Genomic DNA, 21077 nt, shown 5'->3' on the forward strand with positions numbered 1-21077 from the left:
GCATTGCTTACCAGCGTCTCGCAGATCAATAGACAACCACCTTCTTGTCGCTTTCTGCAACGAGCGCAACTGAAATAATCGGAAATCAAGGTCTTCTGCACCGACTTATCTATCAGAAGTAGGTAACTTAATGCCGTATGCCCTTACGGCGGATGACCTTCTCGGCAGCCAGAAACAGGATGCGTATGTCGAAGCCTCATTTGTTTTCCCAGTCGCTGACCAATTTTGGCGATGGGTTATTCCAGAAGCGAGAAGACGTCAGGCCGACGCCAATTAGCGCCTACCATCGCTGCCCACCACGGCGCGCCCGAAATCAAAAAAAATCGAAATGGGCGGTGTGTAATGCGCAGCTGCTGCAAGATGCTCGCCCAAGCCAGGATGTCGGATTCGCCGACATGCTGCGCCCGTCGATCCAAGTGATCAGGGCAGCGAAAAGGAAGCAGGCATTGGGGGAGGGGACGGGAGGCAGATAAAAGCAAACCCGTTTTGTCGTAAAATCAATCGCTTAGTGAAATATTGGCTGGGGAACCTGGATTCGAACCAAGATTAACGGAGTCAGAGTCCGTCGTTCTACCATTGAACTATTCCCCAGCATAAGCGAACCGGCGGGCGGTCGGCTGGTGTGCGGCGCTTATAACCAAAAGCCGGGGGATTGCAAATAGCTGTTTTGAAAAAAATCGGTGCTGCTGGGGAACGGTGAAATCGCTGCAAATCCCCTGTCCAAAAAAGAATTTGGCGATTTCGGCGGGCGCTGATATTCTTACCGCAACGCAAAAATCGAATGAGCGCCTGCTGCATACCTCAGGACTTGCGCGGCGCGATGGAAAAACAACGTGAAAGACCCCGAAGGCGGCGCAAAGCCGCAATTTGACGGGGCGTTGGCGGCAGGGCGCAAGGACGGCAAGAAGTCCAGGCGCCGCAAGGGCAAACGTGGCGGGCAATCCCGCAACGCGGCTCATCCCGCTTCGCATGAGCCTTCCGGCGGTGCCGGACAGCCTGCGCGCCCGATAGAAGATGCAGCCGGGAATCCGGCCCGCAAGCGCAAGCGTCGCCGTCGTGGTGGCCATGGTGCTGTGCAGGACGGTTCACCTCTCCCCCAGGCAATGGAACAGACGGCAGCGGCAGGCAATGCTGTCCGCTCCGATAGCGATTCAACGCCGAGCCGCCGCAACCGCCGCAAGCACCGCGGCAAGCGCGGTCTGCAGGGCCGGCCGTTGACATCGGCAAAACCATCAGGCGCCCAGCAGCAGGAAAGCCGCGCAGAAGAATCGGTGCTCAGGGCCGAACTGCGTGAAACACTGAATGGCGCAAGCGCCAACCGCAGGGGGCGCCAGGAAAGCCAGTCCCATTCCGGGCATCCGGGGGATCGTCAGGCCGGCGAGCATGTGTGGCCGGAGGAGCTCTACGCCGCCCTCGATCTCGGCACCAACAATTGCCGTCTGCTCATTGCCCAGCCTACCCGTCCAGGACAATTTCGCGTCGTCGACGCCTTTTCCCGCATCGTGCGCCTCGGTGAAGGCCTTGCGGCAAGTGGCCGCCTGTCGGATGAGGCGATGGAGAGGGCGATCGAGGCGCTGAGGATCTGCGCCTCCAAGCTCAGGAACCGGCAGATCCGCCGCATGCGGCTGATCGCCACCGAAGCCTGCCGCCAGGCCGTCAATGGCGAGGAATTCCTCAGCCGGGTCGTTGCCGAAACCGGCCTCGCGCTCGAGATCATCGATCGTGAGACAGAGGCGCGGCTGGCCGTCTCTGGCTGCTCTTCGCTGGTCGGTCGTGAGACGCGCTCCGTCGTGCTCTTCGATATCGGCGGCGGCTCGTCGGAGATTGCCGTCATCCGCATCGGCGACAATCGCTTCAGCCGCCTTGCCAATCACATCACCCACTGGACCTCGTTGCCGGTCGGCGTCGTGACCCTGTCGGAGCGCCATGGCGGGCACGACGTCACGCCGGAGGCCTTCGAAGGCATGGTGCGTGAAGTCGAAGGCATGCTTGGAAGCTTCGATTGCCCGGAGATCGAGGTCGCCCAGACCGGCGACTTTCACCTGATCGGCACATCGGGCACGGTGACGACGCTGGCCGGCGTGCATCTCGACCTGCCGCGTTATGACCGGCGCAAGGTCGATGGCATCTGGCTATCCGACGACGAGGTCTCCGCCATGCAGGCAAAGCTTCTCTCCTGGGATTTCGCAAGCCGTGCCGCCAATCCCTGCATCGGGCCTGACCGGGCCGATCTGGTGCTCGCCGGCTGCGCCATTCTCGAGGCGATCCGCCGCCGCTGGCCGAGCCCGCGCATGCGCGTTGCCGATCGCGGCTTGAGGGAAGGCTTGCTCACCGACATGATGGCCGATGACGGCGTGTGGCGGCGCAACCGCAACCGCCGCGGCCAGCGCGTGAGATCGTGAGATAAGGAATAGGCATGACCAAGGCACCGATCGCGGGAAACCGCACCGGCCGCAAGCTCGGCCAGCGCGTCAAGAACAAGAAGATGAAGGCCTCCTCCCGCCAATGGCTGGAGCGCCACATCAACGATCCCTATGTGCAGCGCGCCCAGCTCGAAGGCTATCGCGCCCGTGCCGCCTTCAAGCTGCTGGAGATCGACGAGAAACATCATATCCTGCGCGGCGCCAGGCGCATTATCGATCTCGGCGCTGCCCCCGGCAGCTGGTCGCAGATCGCCGCCAAAGTCACCGGTTCGACAGATGATGATATTCGTGTGGCTGCGATCGATTTCCTCGAAATGACCCAGCTGCCGGGGGTCAAGATCCTGCAGCTGGATTTCCTCGATCCCAGTGCGCCGGAAAAGCTGTTGGAGGCCGTCGGCGGCACGCCTGATCTCGTCATCTCCGACATGGCGGCGCCCACCACCGGCCACCACCGCACCGACCATCTGCGCACCATGCATCTCTGTGAGGTGGCGGCGCATTTCGCCGTCGAAGTGCTGGGGGAAGGCGGGCACTTCCTCACCAAGACCTTCCAGGGCGGCACCGAGCGTGAGCTGCTTGCCATGCTCAAGCAGAACTTCCGCCAGGTCGTCCATGTCAAACCGAACTCGTCGCGCGCCGAATCAGTCGAGATGTTCCTGCTGGCCAAGGGGTTCAAGGGACGCAAGGCCGAAGGCAACGCAGAGGAAGCTTGATCTTCGGGCCGGTCCCGACGGATGATGGCGATCAACTGCATAACTCCTTAAAACGGTATCGATTTAAGGATAAGATATGCAGCAATGGAAAGCGTTGCCGCGTCCTTTGCGTGTCTGAAGGGCGCACCGCGCTGTCAGGATTTGAACCGCTGATCCCATGCTTCTTTACGTCACGCTCGGAACCAACGACCTGTATCGCGCAGGGCATTTTTATGATGCCGTGCTGTCTCCCCTCGGCTATCGCCGTCAGCGCTCTTCCGAAGAGGAAATCGGCTATTCCGCCGAGGGCGATACGCGCTGCCGCTTCTGGGTGGTGACGCCGTTCAATCACCGCCGGGCAACCTCAGGCAATGGCGCCATGGTGGCGCTTGCAGCCGAAACGCGGGCTGATGTCGATGCCTTCCATGCGGCGGCAATCGCGGCAGGCGCCGTGGATGAGGGCGAGCCCGGCCTGCGCTCCTACCATGCCCAATTCTATGCCGCCTATGTGCGTGATCTCGACGGTAACAAGCTCTCTGCGGTCTGCGAAAACCCGCAGTAGCGGTGCCTTCGCTCCTCGCGCTTTAGGTCTTTGTTTCCACGCATGTCGTTCCCGCAAAACTGCTGCACACTTTTGCGCGACATGCTTTATTTCACCGCGTGCTGTTCGGCTTCAACAGTTGCGGCCGTCATCGTCTTCAAGCGGTGGCCGGAAACGAGTGCGCCGGCATTGCGGTCCATTCGGATGAAGGGAATGGTCGCAATGACCGTCAGTCCGGCAATGATGTAGAAAGCAAGGTGGAAATCGGCCACCTGCAGCGCTTCGTCGCGGAAATAGATCGAGCTCTCCAGGATCGCGGCGGCGACCGCAACACCGAGCGCCAGGCTGACCTGCTGCATCACCGAGCTCATCGATGTCGCCTGGCTAGCTTCGGCATCATCGATGTCGGCGAAGGCAAGCGCATTCACCCCGGTGAACATGAAGGAGCGGGAGAAGCCGCCGAGCAGCAGCACGCCGATGATGACGAGATGCGGCGTCGACGGCGTAAACAGGCCGGTGACGACAGTCACCAGGGTCGTTACCATGGCGGCGCCGAGAAGCGTTGTGCGGAAGCCGGCGGCGGCGAAGACGCGCTTCGCCATGAACTTGGTGGTGATCGCCCCGATCGCGCCTGCAAAGGTGATGGGGCCGGATTGGAACGGCGTCAGCCCGAAGCCGAGCTGCAGCATCAGCGGCGTCAGGAATGGCATGGCGCCGACGCAAATGCGAAAGAGCATGCCGCCCAAGGTGGAGGCCCGAAACGTCGGGTTCTTGAACAGGTTGAGATTGAGGATCGGCGCCGGATGACGCTTGGCATGGCGCACGTAGAGGACGCCGCAGATGAGGCCGATCAAGGTGGCGGTGACGCCGATGATCGGGGGCAGGGCCGGCAGACTGACCACCGACAGGCCGAAGACGACGCCCGCAGCCGATAGCGAAGTCAGCACGAAACCGGTGAAATCGAGCCGCGGCGGCGCCGTCGCTTCCACCTCCGGCAGGAAGATCGTCGCAAGCCAGATGCCGATGATGCCGACTGGCACGTTGATCAGGAAGATCCAGTGCCAGCTGAAATAGGTGGTGATGAAACCGCCGAGCGGCGGTCCGGTGAGCGGGCCGACAAGCGCGGGGATGGTCAGCAGCGCCATGGCCGAGACCAGATCGCTGCGCTGCGTCGTGCGCACCAGCACGAGGCGGCCGACCGGCGTCATCATCGCGCCGCCCATGCCCTGCAGGAAGCGGGCAAACACGAATTCGACGAGGTTGGACGAAATTGCGCAGAAGATCGAGCCGATGACGAAGACCGAGATGGCAAGGCGGAAGATCTTCTTCGCGCCGAACCTGTCGGCCATCCAGCCGCTGACCGGGATGAACACCGCCAGCGCCACCATGTAGGAGGTCAGCGCCAGCTTCAGCGTGATCGGCCCGACATTGAGATCCGCCGCGATCGCCGGCAGCGCCGTCGCAATGACAGTCGAGTCCATCTGTTCCATGAAGAGGGCGACGGCAAGGATCAGCGGGACGATGCGATTCATAGGCGGGAGCCTTGATGGGCGCGGAATGGAGCTGGAAAGGCCGGTGCTGTTTAGTCCCAGCTGCAGGTTCTGCCAATCCCCAAATCCGGGTCGACGACACGTTTGCTTCACGTCTGCGTGAGACGGCTTGCGCATTAACGTCGCTTGTCAAGATTGACATATGTTTACCTGGCGGGAGCAAGAAATCCGGCCGGAATCGACACTGGGGGCCGTGCGGCGACGCTTCGCACGTCATGAAGGATGGACATATGACAATTTCGTCGGGAATAAAGCGGCGCACCCTTTTTGCCGCAGGCCTTGGCCTGCTGGCGGCGCCGGTCATTTTGCGAGAGAAGGCCGAAGCGGCCGCAACTGGAGAACGCAATCATATGGATGGAACGCCTTTGCCCGAGATCAATCAATTCAAGCTCGGTTCCTATACGTTCACCGTCGTCCGTGACGGCACCAGCATTGTCGAAAAGCCCTATGAAACCTTCGGCACCAATCAGGACCCCGAAACCGTCAAGGGATTGCTGACCGCAAACTTCCTGCCGGCCGACAAGTTCATGAATGGCTATACGCCGGCTCTCATCGATACCGGTTCGGATGTCATCCTCGTCGACACCGGCTTCGGCGCTGCCGGCCGCGCACGTGGCGCCGGCCAACTGACCGAAGGCCTGAAGGCTGCGGGATATTCGGCCGACGACGTCACGCTGGTGGCGCTGACCCACCTGCACGGTGATCATATCGGCGGCCTGATGGAAAACGGCGCGGCTGCCTTCAAGAATGCCCGCTATGTCGTCGGCCAGGCGGAATATGATTTCTGGTCGGACAAGGCACGTGAGGGCACCCCTGCCGAGGGCGGCCACAAGGCGGTGCTCGCCAATGTCGTACCGCTCGCCGAGAAGACTACTTTTATCAAGGAAGGTGATAGCGTCGCGCCCGGTGTGACTGCGGTGCTGGCGGCCGGCCACTCGCCGGGACATATGGTGTTCCACGTCGAATCCGAGGGCAAACGCCTTGTGCTCACCGGCGATACCGCCAACCATTATATCCTGTCGCTGCTGCGGCCGGATTGGGAGGTGCGCTTCGACATGGACAAGGCGCAGGCAGCCGCCACGCGCCGCAAGGTCTTCGAGATGATCGCGAGCGAGAAGATCGCCTTCCTTGGTTATCACATGCCGTTCCCAGCGGTCGGCTTCGTCGAGCGGCAGGATGGCGGTTATCGCTTCGTGCCGAAGAGCTATCAGTTCGACATCTGATCTGGAGTGGGCCAGCCTTTCACGGAAGCGCTGGGCCGCTCTAACTTCTTGTTTTTATGCAATTCCGAACGGAAAAGCGCTTGGCGTTTTTCCCGCAATGCTCCTGGCGCATGGCACCCATGACCAGCCTGGCGGACATGCCGGGCTTTTTGCTATTTCCTTCCTGTCATAGACGTGTTACCAGCCCTCGCCAACTTCCAAGCAACCCATGCAGACCGCCGGGGCGGACGATTCGTTTCCGGACAGGGTCGCATTTTTATTAAATGAAGGAATTTGGCCATGGCACGTATCATTGAAACGGCAACCGGCGCAGACGCGCTTACCTTCGACGACGTGCTGCTGCAGCCCGGACATTCCGAGGTCATGCCAGGCCAGACGAATATCTCCACCCGCATCGCCCGCGATTTCGAACTCAACATCCCGATCATTTCATCCGCCATGGATACCGTCACCGAAAGCCGCCTGGCGATCGCCATGGCCCAGGCCGGCGGCCTCGGGGTCATTCATCGCAACCTGACGCCGATCGAACAGGCCGAGCAGGTCCGGCAAGTGAAGAAGTTTGAAAGCGGCATGGTCGTCAATCCGGTGACGATCGGCCCCGATGCGACGCTTGCCGATGCGCTCGGGCTCATGAAGTCCTACAGCATCTCCGGCATCCCAGTCGTCGAGAAGTCCGGCCGCCTCGTCGGGATCCTGACCAACCGCGACGTCCGCTTCGCTTCCGATCAGGAACAGAAGATCCATGAACTGATGACCAAGGACAATCTGGTCACCGTTAAGGAAAACGTCGATCAGCAGGAGGCCAAGCGCCTGCTGCATTCGCACCGCATCGAGAAGCTGCTGGTGGTCGATACCGAAGGCCGCTGCGTCGGCCTCATCACCGTCAAGGATATCGAGAAGTCGCAGCTGAACCCGAACGCTTCCAAGGATGCGCAGGGCAGGCTTCGCGCTGCCGCCGCCATCAGCGTCGGCGATGACGGCTTCGAGCGCGCCGAGCGGCTGATCGAGGCCGGTGTCGACCTTCTGGTCGTCGATACCGCCCATGGCCACTCGCAGCGCGTCCTCGATGCCGTCAGCCGCGTCAAGAAGCTTTCCAACTCGGTGCGCATCATGGCCGGCAACGTCGCCACCTATGACGGCACCAGGGCGCTGATCGATGCCGGCGCGGATGCCGTCAAGGTCGGTATCGGCCCGGGCTCGATCTGCACGACGCGCATCGTTGCCGGCGTCGGCGTGCCCCAGCTCGCCGCCATCATGTCGGCGGTGCAGGCCGCGAATGATCAGGACGTGCCCGTCATCGCCGATGGCGGCATCAAGTTCTCCGGCGATCTTGCCAAGGCGATCGCCGCCGGCGCTTCCGCCGTCATGATCGGCTCGCTGCTTGCCGGCACCGATGAGAGCCCGGGCGAGGTTTATCTCTACCAGGGACGCTCCTTCAAGGCCTATCGCGGCATGGGCTCCGTCGGCGCCATGGCCCGCGGCTCGGCCGACCGTTACTTCCAGGCCGAGGTGCGCGACACGCTGAAGCTCGTGCCTGAGGGCATCGAAGGTCAGGTGCCGTACAAGGGGCCGGTTTCGGGCGTCATCCATCAGCTCGCCGGCGGCCTCAAGGCGGCCATGGGTTATGTCGGCGGCAAGGATCTCAAGGATTTCCAGGAGCGGGCCACTTTCGTGCGCATCTCCGGTGCCGGTCTTCGCGAAAGCCACGCCCATGACGTGACGATCACCCGCGAGAGCCCGAACTATCCGGGCGCCGGCCTCTGATCATGAAGGCGGGCAGCGGGATTCCTCTCTGGATCGTCGCGCTGCTCGCAGCCCTCTGCCTTGCCGTGCTCGCCTGGACGACCTTCGGCTTCGTCGTCCCGTTCAAGCATGAAACTGGCCAGGCGGTGCTCGATACCTATTTCGCCGGTTACGACGAGTCGGCGGTCTTCCACATGCAGAAGCTGCTTGATGAGAACGAGACGGCGACCAGGCTGCTGCGCGCCATGTATTTCGGGCCGGAGCTGATCTTTCCGGCCTTGCTGACGGCGCTGCTGTTCCTCGCCTTCCTCAAACTCGGTCCCGGCGGTGCATGGTTCGGCCGATCGGCGCATCCGCTCGTTGGCAAGGCGATCTACCTGCTGCCGTTCATCTACGGCATCGCCGACTACGGCGAGAACATCTCGGGCCTTGTGGCCTTCGGCAAGGGTGCGTCCGCAAGTCTTGCAACACACCTGCTGCCCTGGATGACACGGCTGAAATTCGCAAGCCTTGCCATCTGCTTCATCCTCATCGCCCGGCTCGCCGTCATGCGCTGGCTCTCGTCGCGCTCGGACTGAGGCGCCGTTATTCCATCCAGCTCCATGTCGAAAAGCCGGGACACCTGCGGCGACGTGCCTTAGCGACGCAGGTGTCGATGGGGCGTTGCCCTATGCTGGTATCCAGCTCCCCTTTCGGCTAATGCTCGCGTCGAACGCGGAAGCGGAAAGGAAACGACCAACATATGACCGGCTATCAAATCTTCTGGCCACTGCTCGCCCATGTGGCCCTGGTCTATGGTCTTTATGCGCTTCTTGGGCTTCGGCGCGCAAAAATGGTCCGCGCCGGCAGCATCGTGAAATCGGATTATCGCGAAAACCGCGGCGAGCCGGCCGAAAGCCTTGTCGTCAAGAACTGCCTCGCCAACCAGTTCGAACTGCCGGTGCTCTTCTACGCCTGCTGCATTCTTCTCTATATCACCGAGGCAGACAATCTCGTCGCCCTCGGCCTCGCCTGGGCCTTCGTCGCCCTGCGTTACGCCCATGCCGCCGTCCACGTCACCAGCAACGACCTGCGTTATCGCAGCCCGATCTTCGCTGCCGGTTACCTGGTGCTTGGCGCCATGTGGATCTGGCTTGCCGCATGGATGCTGATGAGCTGAGGCGACAGGCGCCGCCGCCCCATTATTTGCCCGTAAGTGTTGCAGGCCGACGACGCAAGTTGCCGGCATCGGCGGCAATATGGCCGCCGGACGTTGAGCCATTCCCAACGATATTGTTTTCACCAAAGTGAAAAGGCTGGAAGACCAGTCAAAACATGCGCCTAACGCGTGCGGCGTAAGGCTGTTGTTCCCGCTGTCGATGAATATTTCAATAACATGGTTACTAATATTTAAATTGATTGGCCTATTTCTGCGCGAGCGAATGATGGTGGGGACGATTTGCGAGCGAGCATGGGCGAAAGGATATCTGGAGCGGCAATCCAAGGGAGGGTCATGCTGCGACTTACGGGATTGGCGAGCACTGCGGCGCTGGTGCTGGCTGTAGGGCCGGGATGGGCGCAGGTCATCACCGGCAACGACACGGAGATCGTCGATGGCAACGACCCGGGCGGTACCGGCGCGGGCACGCAACCGAGTCCATGGACAATCAATACCAACCTCATCGTGGGCGATCAGAATGGTGACGATGCAGCCCTTGTCATCCGGAATGGCGGCATAGTCAGCAATGACATCGGCGTGCTCGGTGTCGATCCCGGCGCTGCAGGAACGGTAACGGTTACGGGGACGGGCTCGGCCTGGACCAATTCCGACGACCTCTACGTCGGCCATCGGGGTGTCGGCGTGCTCAATATCGAAGAAGGCGGCGTTGTCGACAATATATTCGGCCGTATCGGCTATTTCTCTGGCGCCAGCGGCACGGTGACGGTCACCGGCACCGGCTCGACCTGGACCAACGCCCAGGATCTTTATATCGGCGACAGCGGCACCGGCACTCTGACCATTTCGAATGGCGGCACGGTCAGCAGCACTGCCGGGCTTATCAGCAACGACACGACTGCCATCGGCGAGGTCATCGTCACCGGCACGAACTCGATCTGGAGCAATTCCAGCTATATCTCGGTCGGCGAGGCGGGAGCGGGAACGCTGACCATTTCGAATGGCGGCTCGGTCACTGCGAGTGAAGGTTATGTCGGCTATAGTTCGAACGGCAACGGCGTGGTGAGCGTGACCGATACGGGGTCGAGCTGGATCAATTCCGGCGCGCTGTTCGTGGGCGAATTCGGTTCAGGCAGTATGAGCGTCGAGAATGGCGGCACGGTTTCGGCTTCCGAGGTTATCATCGCCGACGATTCGGGCGCCACGGGAACTGTGCGGATCGCCGGAAGCGCCGCAAACGGGCGCGGCGTCCTGGAGACCGGTTATATCGAGAGAGGCGGTGGTGACGCGGACCTCGTTTTCGATGGCGGTATTCTCAGCGCAACGGGCAACGAGGCGAATTTCCTGCGCGGTTTCAACGCCGGCGAGGTAACGATTGATGCTGGCGGCGCCTTTATCGATACGAACGGCTTTGCCGTCGGCATTGCCACGGATTTGCAAGGCGCCGGTGGCTTGACCAAAAAGGGCAGCGGCACACTGACGCTTTCGGGCACCAGCAGTTTTACCGGTGTGACGACGGTCGAGGCCGGCACGTTGCAGGCGGGCAGCGCCGGTGCCTTCGTGCAGAATGGCGCCTATGCGGTCAATGGCGGCATATTCGATCTCGGTGGCTTCGACCTGACGATGGCGCAGCTTTCGGGAAGCGGCGGCGAGATCGTCATCGGCAGCGCCGAACTCACGCTCGATCAGGCGAACAACACCACCTATGGCGGCATACTCTCCGGCAGCGGCGACGTCACGATGCTGGGCAGCGGCACCTTGCGCCTGACCGGCAACAGTTCGGGCTTTGCCGGCACGACCACGGTTTCGGACGGACGCCTGATCGTCAATGGCAGCCTTGGCGGCATCTTGATGATGACGGGCGGCACGCTGGCCGGGTCGGGTCATATCGGTGCGGTGACCGCCGGCGCAGGCGTCACCATCGCGCCGGGCAACTCCATCGGGACATTGACCATCGGCGGCAACCTCACCCTCGATCCCAGTTCCACCTATGAGGTCGAGGTCGATCCGGCTGGCACAGCCAGCGATTTGATCTCGGTCACGGGGACCGCGTTCCTCAACGGCGCCAGCGTTACCCATGTTGGGATGAATGGCGACTACCAGCCTTTCTCCACCTATACGATCCTTACCGCCGCTGGCGGGATCAACGGAACATTCGGCGCCGTCACCTCCGATTATGCCTTCCTGGCGGCGGAGCTCTCCTATGATCTGAACAACGTCTATCTGGAGATCGAACGCAACAACGTACGTTTCAGCGACATGGCACGGACGCGCAACCAGATGGCCGCGGCAGAGGCTGCAGAGAATCTCGGAACTGGCAACGATATCTACGACGCCATCGTCACATTGCCCGATGACGAGCCGCTGATTCAGGCCAGTTACGACGCGCTTTCCGGTGAAATCCATGGCTCGATCAAAACGGCGCTGATTACGCAAAGCCTCTTTGTCCGCGAGGCCGCCAACGAACGTCTGCGTTCGGCGTTTAGCGACGCCAGTGCTGGCGTAATCCCGATACAGGCTTTCTGGCCGGTCGGTCCGGAACTCATCGCTGCCAATCCTTCGGACGCGCCGGTTTTCTGGAGCACGGCTTTTGGCGGCGCAAGCGAGACACGCACGGACGGCAATGCCGCCACCCTCAACCACCAGACCGGCGGGCTTCTCGCTGGCGTCGACGCCATGTTCGATGACGTCAGGCTGGGCCTGATGGCCGGTTACAGCAATTCCCAATTCGACCCGCGGCACCGAAGCTCATCGGGATCGAGTAACGATTATCACCTCGGCCTTTACGCGGGCACGCAATGGGGCGGTCTCGCCTTCCGCACCGGTCTCGCTCATACGTGGCACGAGATCGAGACCAGCCGCAGCGTCGCTATTGGAAGCTTCGAGGACAGGCTGGAAGCAAGCTATAATGCCGGCACGCTGCAGGCATTTGCGGAGCTGGGCTATCGGTTTGATACGGCGGCGGCCACTTTCGAGCCTTTCGTCAATCTCACCCATGTCGGCATTCGAACGGCGGGCTTCACCGAAGAGGGCGGGGCGGCAGCGCTCGACAGCTCCAGCCGCATGACCAACACCACCATCACCACGCTTGGCCTGCATGCCGAAATGGAGGTTCGCTTGGGCGAGACGAACGCCACCCTGCGCGGCATGTCAGGCTGGCGGCATGCCGCCGGCGACATCGTTCCGGTGTCGACGCATGCTTTTGCCGGAGGCGACGCGTTCGCCGTCGCCGGCGTGCCGGTGGCAGAGAACGCCTTCGTTCTCGACGCCGGGCTCGACTTCGACCTCACCGAAAGCGCCATCCTCGGCATCGCCTATTCCGGCCAGATTGCCGGTAACGCGCAGCAGCATGGGGCCAAAGCGACGCTGTCGGTGAAATTCTAAAAACGTCCCGATTTAAATACGAGATGCATTGCAGCGCTCCCGCGTCTTTTCAGACGCGCAAGAACATTGCAACACTTTGAGTTGCAGCATAATGCCGTAGAGCCCCGTTTTTCATACGCTTTTGCCGGTCGTTAAAATGCGAGTGTTTCCATTTACGGCCGATGAAGACCTGCATGTCATGCCTTCCGCCGCGAACAAAAAGAATGGGAACGACATGGGCGCGGAAAGCATGGATCGGATCGGCTTGCGCAGAAAGCCGAAGCAGGAGCGCAGCATCCAGAGGCTGGACCTCATTCTCGCCGCCGCCGCCAAGATCATCGCCGAAAAGGGCGTCAGCGCCATGCGGATGACGGAGCTCGCCGCTGCAGCCAAGGTGCCGATCGGTTCGGTCTACCAGTATTTCCCGGAGAAGGCGGCGATCGTCAAAGCCCTGTTCGACCAGCATGCCTCGGCGATCCAGACGAAGATGGCGGCGATGTTTGCCGACGTACGGTCACTCGACCAGGCGCTGGACGTGGTCTGCGCCACCATCGACTGGTATTACGATTCCTACCACGACGATCCCGTCTATCTCGGTGTCTGGATGGGAACGGAGACCGATCAGGATCTGTTGCAGCTGAATATTGAGCATAGCGGTCACGTCGCCGGCATCTTCCGTGACGCCGTGCGTCAGCTGGCCCCCGACCTTTGCGACGAAGAAATGTATGCGCGCACTTACCTGTTCAGCCACCTGATCGGCGCCGTGATCCGACTTGCCGCCGTCAGCGAGGAGGCCTTGGCACGGCGTATGCTCGATGAGTGGAAGCGCGTCATCCGCGCCTCTCTTTTCACCGCGACCGTGCCGGCTGCTGCCTGAGAACTCTTACCAGCTTGGCACCATATTGGCAGCCTTCAACCGCGGATAAAGGCGCGCCTGGGCGGATTTGACGTCCGCCTCCAGGCTGTCGTCGACGACAGTGGGCGTGATATTGTCGAGGCAGGCGGTGATATGCGCGGTGATCGCGTTCATCAGCGAAAGCGAAACGCCCGGCCGCTTCATGATGCCGATCTGCACCGGCGGCAGCGCTGGAAAACCGTCCGCCTGGCTCAGCACCTTCATGCCCGTCCGCAGCGCCGATTCCGGCATCACCGAAACCGCCATGCCGGCCAGCACGGCGGCGGCAACGACGGTGCAGGACCAGCTGGTAAACAGGATCTGGTGCTCGCGTCCCACGGCATCGAGCGCCGAGCAGGCGAGCTGGCGCCACTGGCAGTCACGCCGACCGACGGCAAGCGGTACCGGCGCGTCGTCGCGGATCGGATGGTTGGCCGAGCCCACCCAGCAGAGCGGCTCGGTTCTCACCACATCGGACATGCGCTCCCGCGGATTATGGGTGACGAGCGCGATGTCGAGCTCGCCCTTATGCATGCGTTCGGCAAGATCCACCGAGGGCTCGCAGACGATATAGAGCTCGACATTCGGGTGCGTCTTGGCGAAGCGGCCGATGATTTCGGGCATGTAGCGGTCGGCATAATCATCGGGCGTGCCGATGCGCAGCGTCCCCTCCAGCCTGTTGTCGTCGAAGGCGGCGATAGCCTCATTGTTGAGGCGGATGATGCGCCGCGCATAGTTGAGCAGCTTTTCGCCCTCGACCGTCAGCCGGTTTCCCCGCCCGTCCTTGATGAACAGCTGCTTGCCGATGCGTTCCTCGAGACGGCGCATCTGCATGGAGACGGCCGATTGGGTCTTGTAGACCCTGTCGGCGGCCTTGGTGAAGCTGCCGGAATCGACGATGGCGATGAAAGTCTGCAATTGGTCGAGATCAAGAGGCGCGGACATGTTGTCACCCATAAAGATAGCTGATGATAATCATTAGAAACATTCGTTGGACTGATCAATAGGTCTTTGGCATCTTCGGGATGCAAATCAAGCAAAGTGAAGGACAGACACCCTGCCTGTCCGAGCCAATTCAGCCTTGCTCCTTCCCGTGCGACCTCGCGGGAGGGGTGGGTTGTTGCGCGCCTGAAAGAAATCGAAAGAAAGGAGAGTCCCATGCGGATGACAGACAGAACAATAGAACTCGACTGCGGCAAGCTCACCCCGACGTTTCCCCAGCGTCTGGCAGCAGGCCTCGCACCGTTGACCTCCCTCTTTCGCGGGTTCCGCAATCGCATGGAGATCAACACGCTGCACGATCTGAGCGACGCTCAGCTGAGGGATATCGGCCTTAGCAGGGCCGACCTGTCCTCCGCGTTCCTGGCATCGACCTTTTTCGAGGACCCGTCGGAACATCTGACGCGCTCGGCGCGCAATCGCTGGCGCCTGTCCCTCTTCCGCTCCTACGAACAGTAGGAGCGGCGAGTTTCCCCGCAGGGTGATAGCCAATAGCCCTGCCGCTTGACCCGGTGATCGGCTTTCCCAAGCCATCTCCGGGTTTTTTTATGCGCTAAACCATGTCGCGCAAAGTGTGCCGCGGTTTGGCGATAGCGACATGCGTAAAAATCTACAGTGCTATTCACTCTTGTCCGAGGAGGGCTTAGGCCGATAGGTTTCGAAGATCGCTTCCAGGTTCCTCTGGTAGTTCTTCTGCACTTCCAGTCCGCTGTCGAACATGGCGTTCAGCATCTCGGTATAGCTGTCGGCATTGAGCTTCGCCTCTTCCTTCGGCGCCTCCGGCGTCTTGGTCTTAGTCTGCGCCGCCGGCTGCTGGCCGAGCCCGCCCATCATCTCCTGGAAGGCCTTGGCGAAGGGATTGTCGAGGAAGGGGTTCGGCTGAGATGTCGCTTCCGGCTTCGGTACCGAAAACATCAGCTGCATCGCCTGGGTGAAGGGATTGTCGAAGATGCTGGGGTCCGGGGTCGTCTTCGGCTTCGGCGCAAAGCCGGTGCTTTCCAGCCATTTCTGCATGGTCTCGCCCATCGCCGTGTTGACGAAGGGGTTGACCGGCGAAGACATCTGGCCGGTCGTCTGCTTGAAAAGCCCGCCCATCAGCGTATCGGCCAGCACCGGCAGCATCCGCTTATAAATATCCTGGCCGATGCCGGTCATCTGCGCCGCCTGGGCGGCGACCGCGCGCGAAACCTCCTTCGAGCCGAAGAGCTGGGCAAGGATGTTGTTGCCGTCGGAAATACCCTCTGGCGTGAACGCCCGGTTCATATCCTCGAAATATCGCGCATAGTTGCCGGAGGAGACCGCCTGCATCAGCCCGACGAAATCATAGGGATTGCTGGTGCTGCGCTTCAGCCCGGCGGAAAAGGCCGGCATCAGCGCCGCCATTGCCTTCGTCGCTTGTTCCTGCGCGAGATTGAACTGCCGGGCGATCGCCTCCATCGCCGCGCCGTTCTGCGCCTGCATCATCATGTCGAAGAGTGGCAGCATGGAAGTCCCTTTCCCCGGGTCGTGACGCGTTGTAACGCCACTATAACCGGAAATGGCAATGAGCAAACTGCTTTTTGCCATAAGAACTTAGGGAGGAATTTAGCGAGAGCATGCGGCCGAGGCTCCAGCGGCGGGTCGGTGGAGCACGCGAGCGCCGTGCGTGCTTTCTGACGCACAAAGGACGCTCCAACTCTTTCGATCCTCGCATCGTGCTTTCCGAAAATCGATTCCGATTTTCGGAAAGCACGATGCGCTAGGTCGCCGGCCTTCACTTCCGCTGCTCGGAAACAGGCGAAAACAGCGGCTGTCAGAGCGATTCCAGGAAAAGGGGAACCGGGGTCGGACTCAGTACTGATAGTCCTCAAAGACCGGCTCCACGGAGCCGTGCCAGCGGCCGTGATAGAGCGACAGCAAATCCTCGGCGAGCGTCGCCTTCTTGGCGAGCACCTCGTCGAGCGGCGCCAGGAAGATCGTCTCGTCCTGGCCTTCCCGGTTGAGCTTGCCGCGCGCCTTGAGACCGGCCCTTGATATGCCGACCACTTCGCGCGCCATGGCGAAGAGCGGGTGCCCGCGGAATTGCGCCTTCAACCCTTCGGCGGGAACCGCATTGCGCAGGGCGCTGATCTCGGCAAAGGTCCAATCCTTCGTCAACTCGTCGGCAGCATCGAGTGCTGCATCATCGTAGAGCAGGCCGACCCAGAAGGCCGGCAGCGCACAGATGCGCCGCCACGGGCCGCCGTCGGCGCCGCGCATTTCGAGGAAACGCTTCAGCCGCACGTCGGGGAAAAGTGTCGAAAGATGGTTCGTCCAGTCCCCCATCGTCGGCGCCGGATCGGCGACCTCGCCCTTCAATGCGCCGTTCATGAACTGGCGGAAGGTGACATGGGTGCAGTCGTGATAGCGGCCGTCGCGGACGATGAAATACATCGGCGCGTCGAGGGCCCATTCGGCATAGTCGCGGAAGCCGAAATCGTCGCGGAAGCTGAAATCGAGCAGGCCGGCGCGCCGATTGTCGACATCGCGCCAGATGTCACCGCGCCAGGAGAGCAGGCCGTTCGGCTTGCCCTCGGTGAAGGGCGAGGATGCGAAAAGCGCGGTCGCCAGCGATTGCAGCTTCATCGAAACGCGCATTTTCTTGCGCATGTCGGCTTCCGAGGAAAAATCGAGGTTCACCTGGATCGTGCAGGTGCGGTACATCATGTCGAGACCCTGGGTGCCGACCTTCGGCATATAGCGGGTCATGATCTCGTAGCGTGATTTCGGCATCTGCGGCGTTTCCGCGTAGGTCCATTTCGGACTGCCGCCGATACCGAGGAAGCGGATGCCCATCGGCTCGGCGATTTCGCGCAGCGTCGCCAGATGCTGGTTCGATTCCTTGCAGGTCTCGTGGATCGTCTCCAGCGGTGCACCGGAGAGTTCGAACTGGCCGCCGGGCTCGATCGAGATCGCGCCCATGCCATGCTGCTCGGCAAGGCCGATGATGTTGCCGCCGTCGGTGATCGGCTCCCAGCCGCTTTTTTTTTGCAGGCCGGTCAAGAGGGCCGAAATGCTGGCATCGCCGAAATAGGGAACCGGGCTGTTGTCGGCGCGGAAGAAGGCGAATTTCTCGTGTTCGGTGCCGATCCGGAAGTGCTCCCGCGGCTTGTTGCCGGCGGCGATATAATCGGTCAGATCCTGGACCGAAGAGAGCGGTGTCTGGTCGGTAGTGTCGCGGGCCATGCGGGATACCTGTATTCAAAAAGGCGCCCAGGGGGCCGGGCGGTTGGAAGGCTGATTAGGACCCAAGCCACCCATGTTGCAAGTGAAATTCTTTCAACGACGCATCAAAAAAATAACAGCGATTTCCATGTCAACCCGTTTTCGACCTTAGTTCCAGTCGCCGATCGCCGCCTGGACCACCGCCAGGGCCGCAACGGCTGCCGTATCGGCCCGCAGGATGCGCGGTCCGAGCGGAATGGCCGTGACGAAATCGAGGCTTCGAAGCCGCGCCCGCTCTTCTTCCGAAAAGCCGCCTTCCGGCCCGACGAGCAGAGCGAGATGTCTTTCCCTGATCGCCGAGAGCACCGGCAGCGGGTTCTGCCCGGCATCGCCCTCGTCGCAATAGATGATGCGGCGCTCGCTCGGCCAGCGGTCGAGCAGGTCGAGAAGCCTCACCGGTTCGGCCACGTCGGGAATGCCGAGAATGCCGCATTGCTCCGCCGCTTCGACGACATTGCCGCGCAGCTTGTCGAGATTGGTGATCTTGCCCTGCACGTGCTGGGTCATGACCGGCTGCAGCAGGCCGGCGCCCATTTCGACCGCCTTCTGCACGAGGTAGTCCATCCGGCCGACCTTGAGCGGCGCAAAGAGATAATGCAGGTCGCAAGGCTGCGGCTGCGGCCGTGTCTCTTCGGTTGCCGTCAAAAGGATGCGTTTGCGCGTGGGGAAGGTAAGGGTTGCCTTCCACTCGCCGTCGCGGCCGTTGAAGAGCAGGATCTCCCCACCGTCCTCCATCCTCAGCACATTGGCGAGATAGTTGAACTGATCGGCATTCGCCTCCACGCCGGCACCGCGCGTAAGCGGCGCGTCGACGAAAAGCCGTTGCATGCGAAAATTGGCGCGCATTAAAAAACTCGGGGTCTCAAAGCATGCCTCGTAAAACTGTGCAGCGGTTTTGCGATCATGACACGCTAGAAAATAAAGACCTAAAGCACGGCGCCGGGACAAATCGCGACGCGCTTTAGACGAAGAGCGCGAACATAACCCAATAAATCATTGCCGCAAGCGCTGCCGAAACCGGCACGGTGACAATCCAGGCGGCGATGATCGTCATGAAATGCGAACGGCGCACGAGATAGCGCCGCCGCGTCTCGTGGATATTCGGCTCTTCCGGCTCGTCGATATCAAAGCTCTCGGCCTTGCGCCTGATATAGGCGATGCGACGCTTCGAATGGCGCGTATACCATTCGCGGAAGAATCCGACGCCGAAGACGGCGCCGACGGCGATATGTGTGGTGCTGACCGGCAGACCGAGCCAGGAGGCGACGATGACGGTAAAAGCTGTCGACAGCGCCACGCAATAGGCCCGCATCGGATTGAGCTTGGTAATTTCCTCGCCGACGAGGCGGATCAGGCGCGGCCCGAAGAGCAGCAGACCGACGGAGATGCCTAGGGCGCCGATCAGCATCACCCAGAGCGGCGGATGCCCGATGCCGCCGCCGCCGCCGATGCCGACCGAATGGACAATCGCCGACAGCGGCCCGACCGCGTTCGAAACGTCGTTTGCGCCATGCGCGAAGGACAGCAGCGCCGCAGAGCCGATCAGCGGCAGCCGGAACAGCGTTCGCAGCGAGCTGTTGCGGTTTTCGAGCTCCCGCGCTTGGGCGAGAACGAGTGGCCGGGCGGCAAGCCAGCTCACCAGCCCGATGCCGATTCCGATGAGGAGGACGGTCAGCGGCGGGAACCTGCCCGGGGGCGACAGCTGCAGCACCATATAGGCCATGAAGCCGCCCGCCATCACCGCGACCAGCACCGGCACCCAGCGCTGTGCCGCCGCTACTTTGTCGTCGCGGTAGATGATCAGGGTCTTGACGAGATAAAGCAGCCCGGCGGCGATCAGCCCGCCGATCAGCGGGGAGGTGATCCAGCTCGAGGTGATCTCCAGCATTACCTGCCAGTTCACCGGTTCCGGCCCGACGGCTGAGATGCCGGCGCCGATCACCGCGCCGACGATAGCATGGGTGGTGGAAACCGGCGCGTTCATCCAGGTTGCGAGGTTGATCCAGAGAGCCGCCGCCATCAGCGCCGCCATCATGATCCAGCCGAGCAGCGCCGGCGGTACCTGGACGGCGTCGACGATGTTTGAGGAAATCGTCTTGACGACCTCGCCGCCGGCGATCGTGGCGCCAAGAACTTCGAAAATCGCAGCGATGACCAATGCTTGGCCCATCGTCATGGCGCGCGCCCCGACGGCGGCACCGACATTGTTGGTCACGTCGTTGGCGCCGATGTTCATCGCCATATAGCCGGCAAGGGCGGCGGCCGCGATGACGAGCATCGCTCCCGGCCGGTCGAATACATAGACGCCGGCAAAGAGCATGGCCAGACCGACGAAGATCAGCCCGAGACCAGGCGCCACCAGCCGCCGCAAAACATGCTTCGCCACGTCCTCGGCATGGGTGATCTTGTCGAGGTCCTTGTCGAGCGTGCGTTTCGTGAGGACTGCGGGACGTGGCGGCATTCTTTTTCCTGAGGATGAATCTGCTTCTACGCTGCTTTCCTAGCAGTGCAAGATGGCAGGATTCATTCCGCCGGAATTTGTTTCACGTCTGGAATTTGCTTCGCCGCCTTGGCCGAAAGCCTGTCGGTCATCTTTTGCTTGAAGGCGAGGAAAAGGTGGCGGAGCTCCGGTTCGCGCACGCGCGCCGCCGCCTCGTCGAACGAGACCCATTCGATGCGGCGCTCGCCTTTTTCCTTGAAGTTCTTCGCCATGTCGGTGACCTCGAGCGCATAGACCTGCACTTTGCAGATCACCTGCACCCCGTCGCGCAACGCCTTCGAATAGGTGTAGGCGCCGAGCGTCTCCGTTTCGACCGCGCCGCGGACGCCGGCTTCCTCGAAGGCTTCCTGCATCGCGACCTCATGGGCGCATTTGCGCGTCATCGGCCAGCCCTTGGGAATGACCCAGCGGCCGGTATCGCGGCTCGTCATCAACAGCACCTCGACCTCACCGCTCTTCTTCTTTACCCGATAGCAGAGCGCACCATATTGCTGTCGCGGCGGACGCCGGAACATCAGTTGCACATCGGAAGCCAGTCGGGCGAAAAGAGTCAATGGTCGGGTCACCTTCGCAGTCGTCGTTAGGAATCACTCATATACGTATATCACGGAAAGCTTACGCAATCCAAAAGGCCGCAGGACGATTCGAAACGCGATTTGATCGCCGTTCATAGGGAAATCGAGGCCGGACAGGCTCGGAAAATCCGTCGCATCCTGTCTCGAATGCGTCACATTGCACAGCTGTACAAT

Annotated in this window: 17 protein-coding genes and 1 tRNA gene; 10 read left to right on the plus strand and 8 right to left on the minus strand. The window is 61.5% G+C overall.

What is annotated here, in order from left to right:
• Positions 1-517 precede the first annotated feature (517 nt).
• Positions 518-591 (minus strand) — tRNA-Gln (locus tag ACM5SV_RS34120).
• A 242-nt stretch (positions 592-833) separates the two neighbouring features.
• Between ACM5SV_RS34120 and ACM5SV_RS34125 the strand changes: the two genes are divergently transcribed.
• From ACM5SV_RS34125 to ACM5SV_RS34135, 3 genes are all read left to right on the plus strand, one after another.
• The gene (locus ACM5SV_RS34125; protein ID WP_222015666.1) at positions 834-2402 is read left to right on the plus strand and encodes a Ppx/GppA phosphatase family protein; all 1569 of its coding nucleotides are present in this window, start codon (positions 834-836) and stop codon (positions 2400-2402) included.
• Positions 2403-2416: 14 nt separating this feature from the next.
• Positions 2417-3136 carry an RlmE family RNA methyltransferase gene (locus ACM5SV_RS34130; RefSeq protein WP_113547243.1) on the plus strand — a complete coding sequence of 240 codons (720 nt, stop codon included), beginning with the start codon at positions 2417-2419 and terminating at the stop codon, positions 3134-3136.
• 157 nt (positions 3137-3293) lie between these two features.
• A complete protein-coding gene (locus ACM5SV_RS34135) occupies positions 3294-3677 on the plus strand; it encodes a VOC family protein (protein WP_012756167.1) in 384 nt (127 codons plus the stop codon).
• Between the two features lie 86 nt (positions 3678-3763).
• On the opposite strand, the gene ACM5SV_RS34140 is transcribed toward ACM5SV_RS34135, so the two are convergent.
• Positions 3764-5188, minus strand: a complete 1425-nt coding sequence (locus ACM5SV_RS34140) for a DHA2 family efflux MFS transporter permease subunit (protein ID WP_222015665.1) — start codon at positions 5186-5188, stop codon at positions 3764-3766.
• Between the two features lie 248 nt (positions 5189-5436).
• On the opposite strand from ACM5SV_RS34140, the gene ACM5SV_RS34145 reads away from it, so the two are divergent.
• The 6 genes from ACM5SV_RS34145 (at position 5437) to ACM5SV_RS34170 (ending at position 13568) form a co-directional block, all read left to right on the plus strand.
• Positions 5437-6429: an MBL fold metallo-hydrolase gene (locus tag ACM5SV_RS34145; protein ID WP_222015664.1), complete on the plus strand. Its 993-nt coding sequence runs from the start codon at positions 5437-5439 to the stop codon at positions 6427-6429.
• A 279-nt stretch (positions 6430-6708) separates the two neighbouring features.
• On the plus strand, positions 6709-8193 hold the full coding sequence (guaB, locus tag ACM5SV_RS34150; protein WP_130765971.1) for an IMP dehydrogenase: 1485 nt from the start codon (positions 6709-6711) through the stop codon (positions 8191-8193).
• Between the two features lie 2 nt (positions 8194-8195).
• A complete protein-coding gene (locus ACM5SV_RS34155; protein ID WP_128440018.1) occupies positions 8196-8750 on the plus strand; it encodes a hypothetical protein in 555 nt (184 codons plus the stop codon).
• 164 nt (positions 8751-8914) lie between these two features.
• Positions 8915-9331: an MAPEG family protein gene (locus ACM5SV_RS34160; protein WP_222015663.1), complete on the plus strand. Its 417-nt coding sequence runs from the start codon at positions 8915-8917 to the stop codon at positions 9329-9331.
• A gap of 333 nt (positions 9332-9664) precedes the next feature.
• Positions 9665-12712 carry an autotransporter outer membrane beta-barrel domain-containing protein gene (locus tag ACM5SV_RS34165; RefSeq protein WP_260690241.1) on the plus strand — a complete coding sequence of 1016 codons (3048 nt, stop codon included), beginning with the start codon at positions 9665-9667 and terminating at the stop codon, positions 12710-12712.
• Positions 12713-12926: 214 nt separating this feature from the next.
• Positions 12927-13568, plus strand: a complete 642-nt coding sequence (locus ACM5SV_RS34170; protein ID WP_113547273.1) for a TetR/AcrR family transcriptional regulator — start codon at positions 12927-12929, stop codon at positions 13566-13568.
• A gap of 6 nt (positions 13569-13574) precedes the next feature.
• Here ACM5SV_RS34170 and ACM5SV_RS34175 read toward each other — a convergent pair whose 3' ends face one another.
• Complete coding sequence (locus tag ACM5SV_RS34175; protein ID WP_032986695.1) at positions 13575-14531, minus strand: LysR substrate-binding domain-containing protein; 957 nt, start codon at positions 14529-14531, stop codon at positions 13575-13577.
• Positions 14532-14744: 213 nt separating this feature from the next.
• Between ACM5SV_RS34175 and ACM5SV_RS34180 the strand changes: the two genes are divergently transcribed.
• Positions 14745-15044, plus strand: a complete 300-nt coding sequence (locus tag ACM5SV_RS34180; RefSeq protein ID WP_222015661.1) for a DUF1127 domain-containing protein — start codon at positions 14745-14747, stop codon at positions 15042-15044.
• 159 nt (positions 15045-15203) lie between these two features.
• Here the strand turns inward: ACM5SV_RS34180 and ACM5SV_RS34185 are convergent, their stop codons facing one another.
• The 5 genes from ACM5SV_RS34185 to ACM5SV_RS34205 form a co-directional block, all read right to left on the minus strand.
• Positions 15204-16070, minus strand: coding sequence for a DUF937 domain-containing protein (locus ACM5SV_RS34185; RefSeq protein ID WP_222015660.1), 867 nt, complete (start codon positions 16068-16070; stop codon positions 15204-15206).
• Positions 16071-16415: 345 nt separating this feature from the next.
• On the minus strand, positions 16416-17789 hold the full coding sequence (locus ACM5SV_RS34190; RefSeq protein ID WP_222015658.1) for a glutamate--cysteine ligase: 1374 nt from the start codon (positions 17787-17789) through the stop codon (positions 16416-16418).
• 147 nt (positions 17790-17936) lie between these two features.
• The gene (locus tag ACM5SV_RS34195; protein ID WP_017993038.1) at positions 17937-18674 is read right to left on the minus strand and encodes a 16S rRNA (uracil(1498)-N(3))-methyltransferase; all 738 of its coding nucleotides are present in this window, start codon (positions 18672-18674) and stop codon (positions 17937-17939) included.
• A gap of 115 nt (positions 18675-18789) precedes the next feature.
• Positions 18790-20289 (minus strand): inorganic phosphate transporter, encoded by a 1500-nt coding sequence (locus ACM5SV_RS34200; RefSeq protein ID WP_017993039.1) that lies wholly within the window; start codon positions 20287-20289, stop codon positions 18790-18792.
• A gap of 62 nt (positions 20290-20351) precedes the next feature.
• Positions 20352-20882 carry an NUDIX hydrolase gene (locus tag ACM5SV_RS34205; RefSeq protein ID WP_012756180.1) on the minus strand — a complete coding sequence of 177 codons (531 nt, stop codon included), beginning with the start codon at positions 20880-20882 and terminating at the stop codon, positions 20352-20354.
• Between the last annotated feature and the right edge of the window lie 195 nt (positions 20883-21077).

The organism is Rhizobium sp. CRRU65, assembly GCF_048551595.1.
Taxonomy (GTDB): Bacteria; Pseudomonadota; Alphaproteobacteria; order Rhizobiales; family Rhizobiaceae; genus Rhizobium; species Rhizobium leguminosarum_J.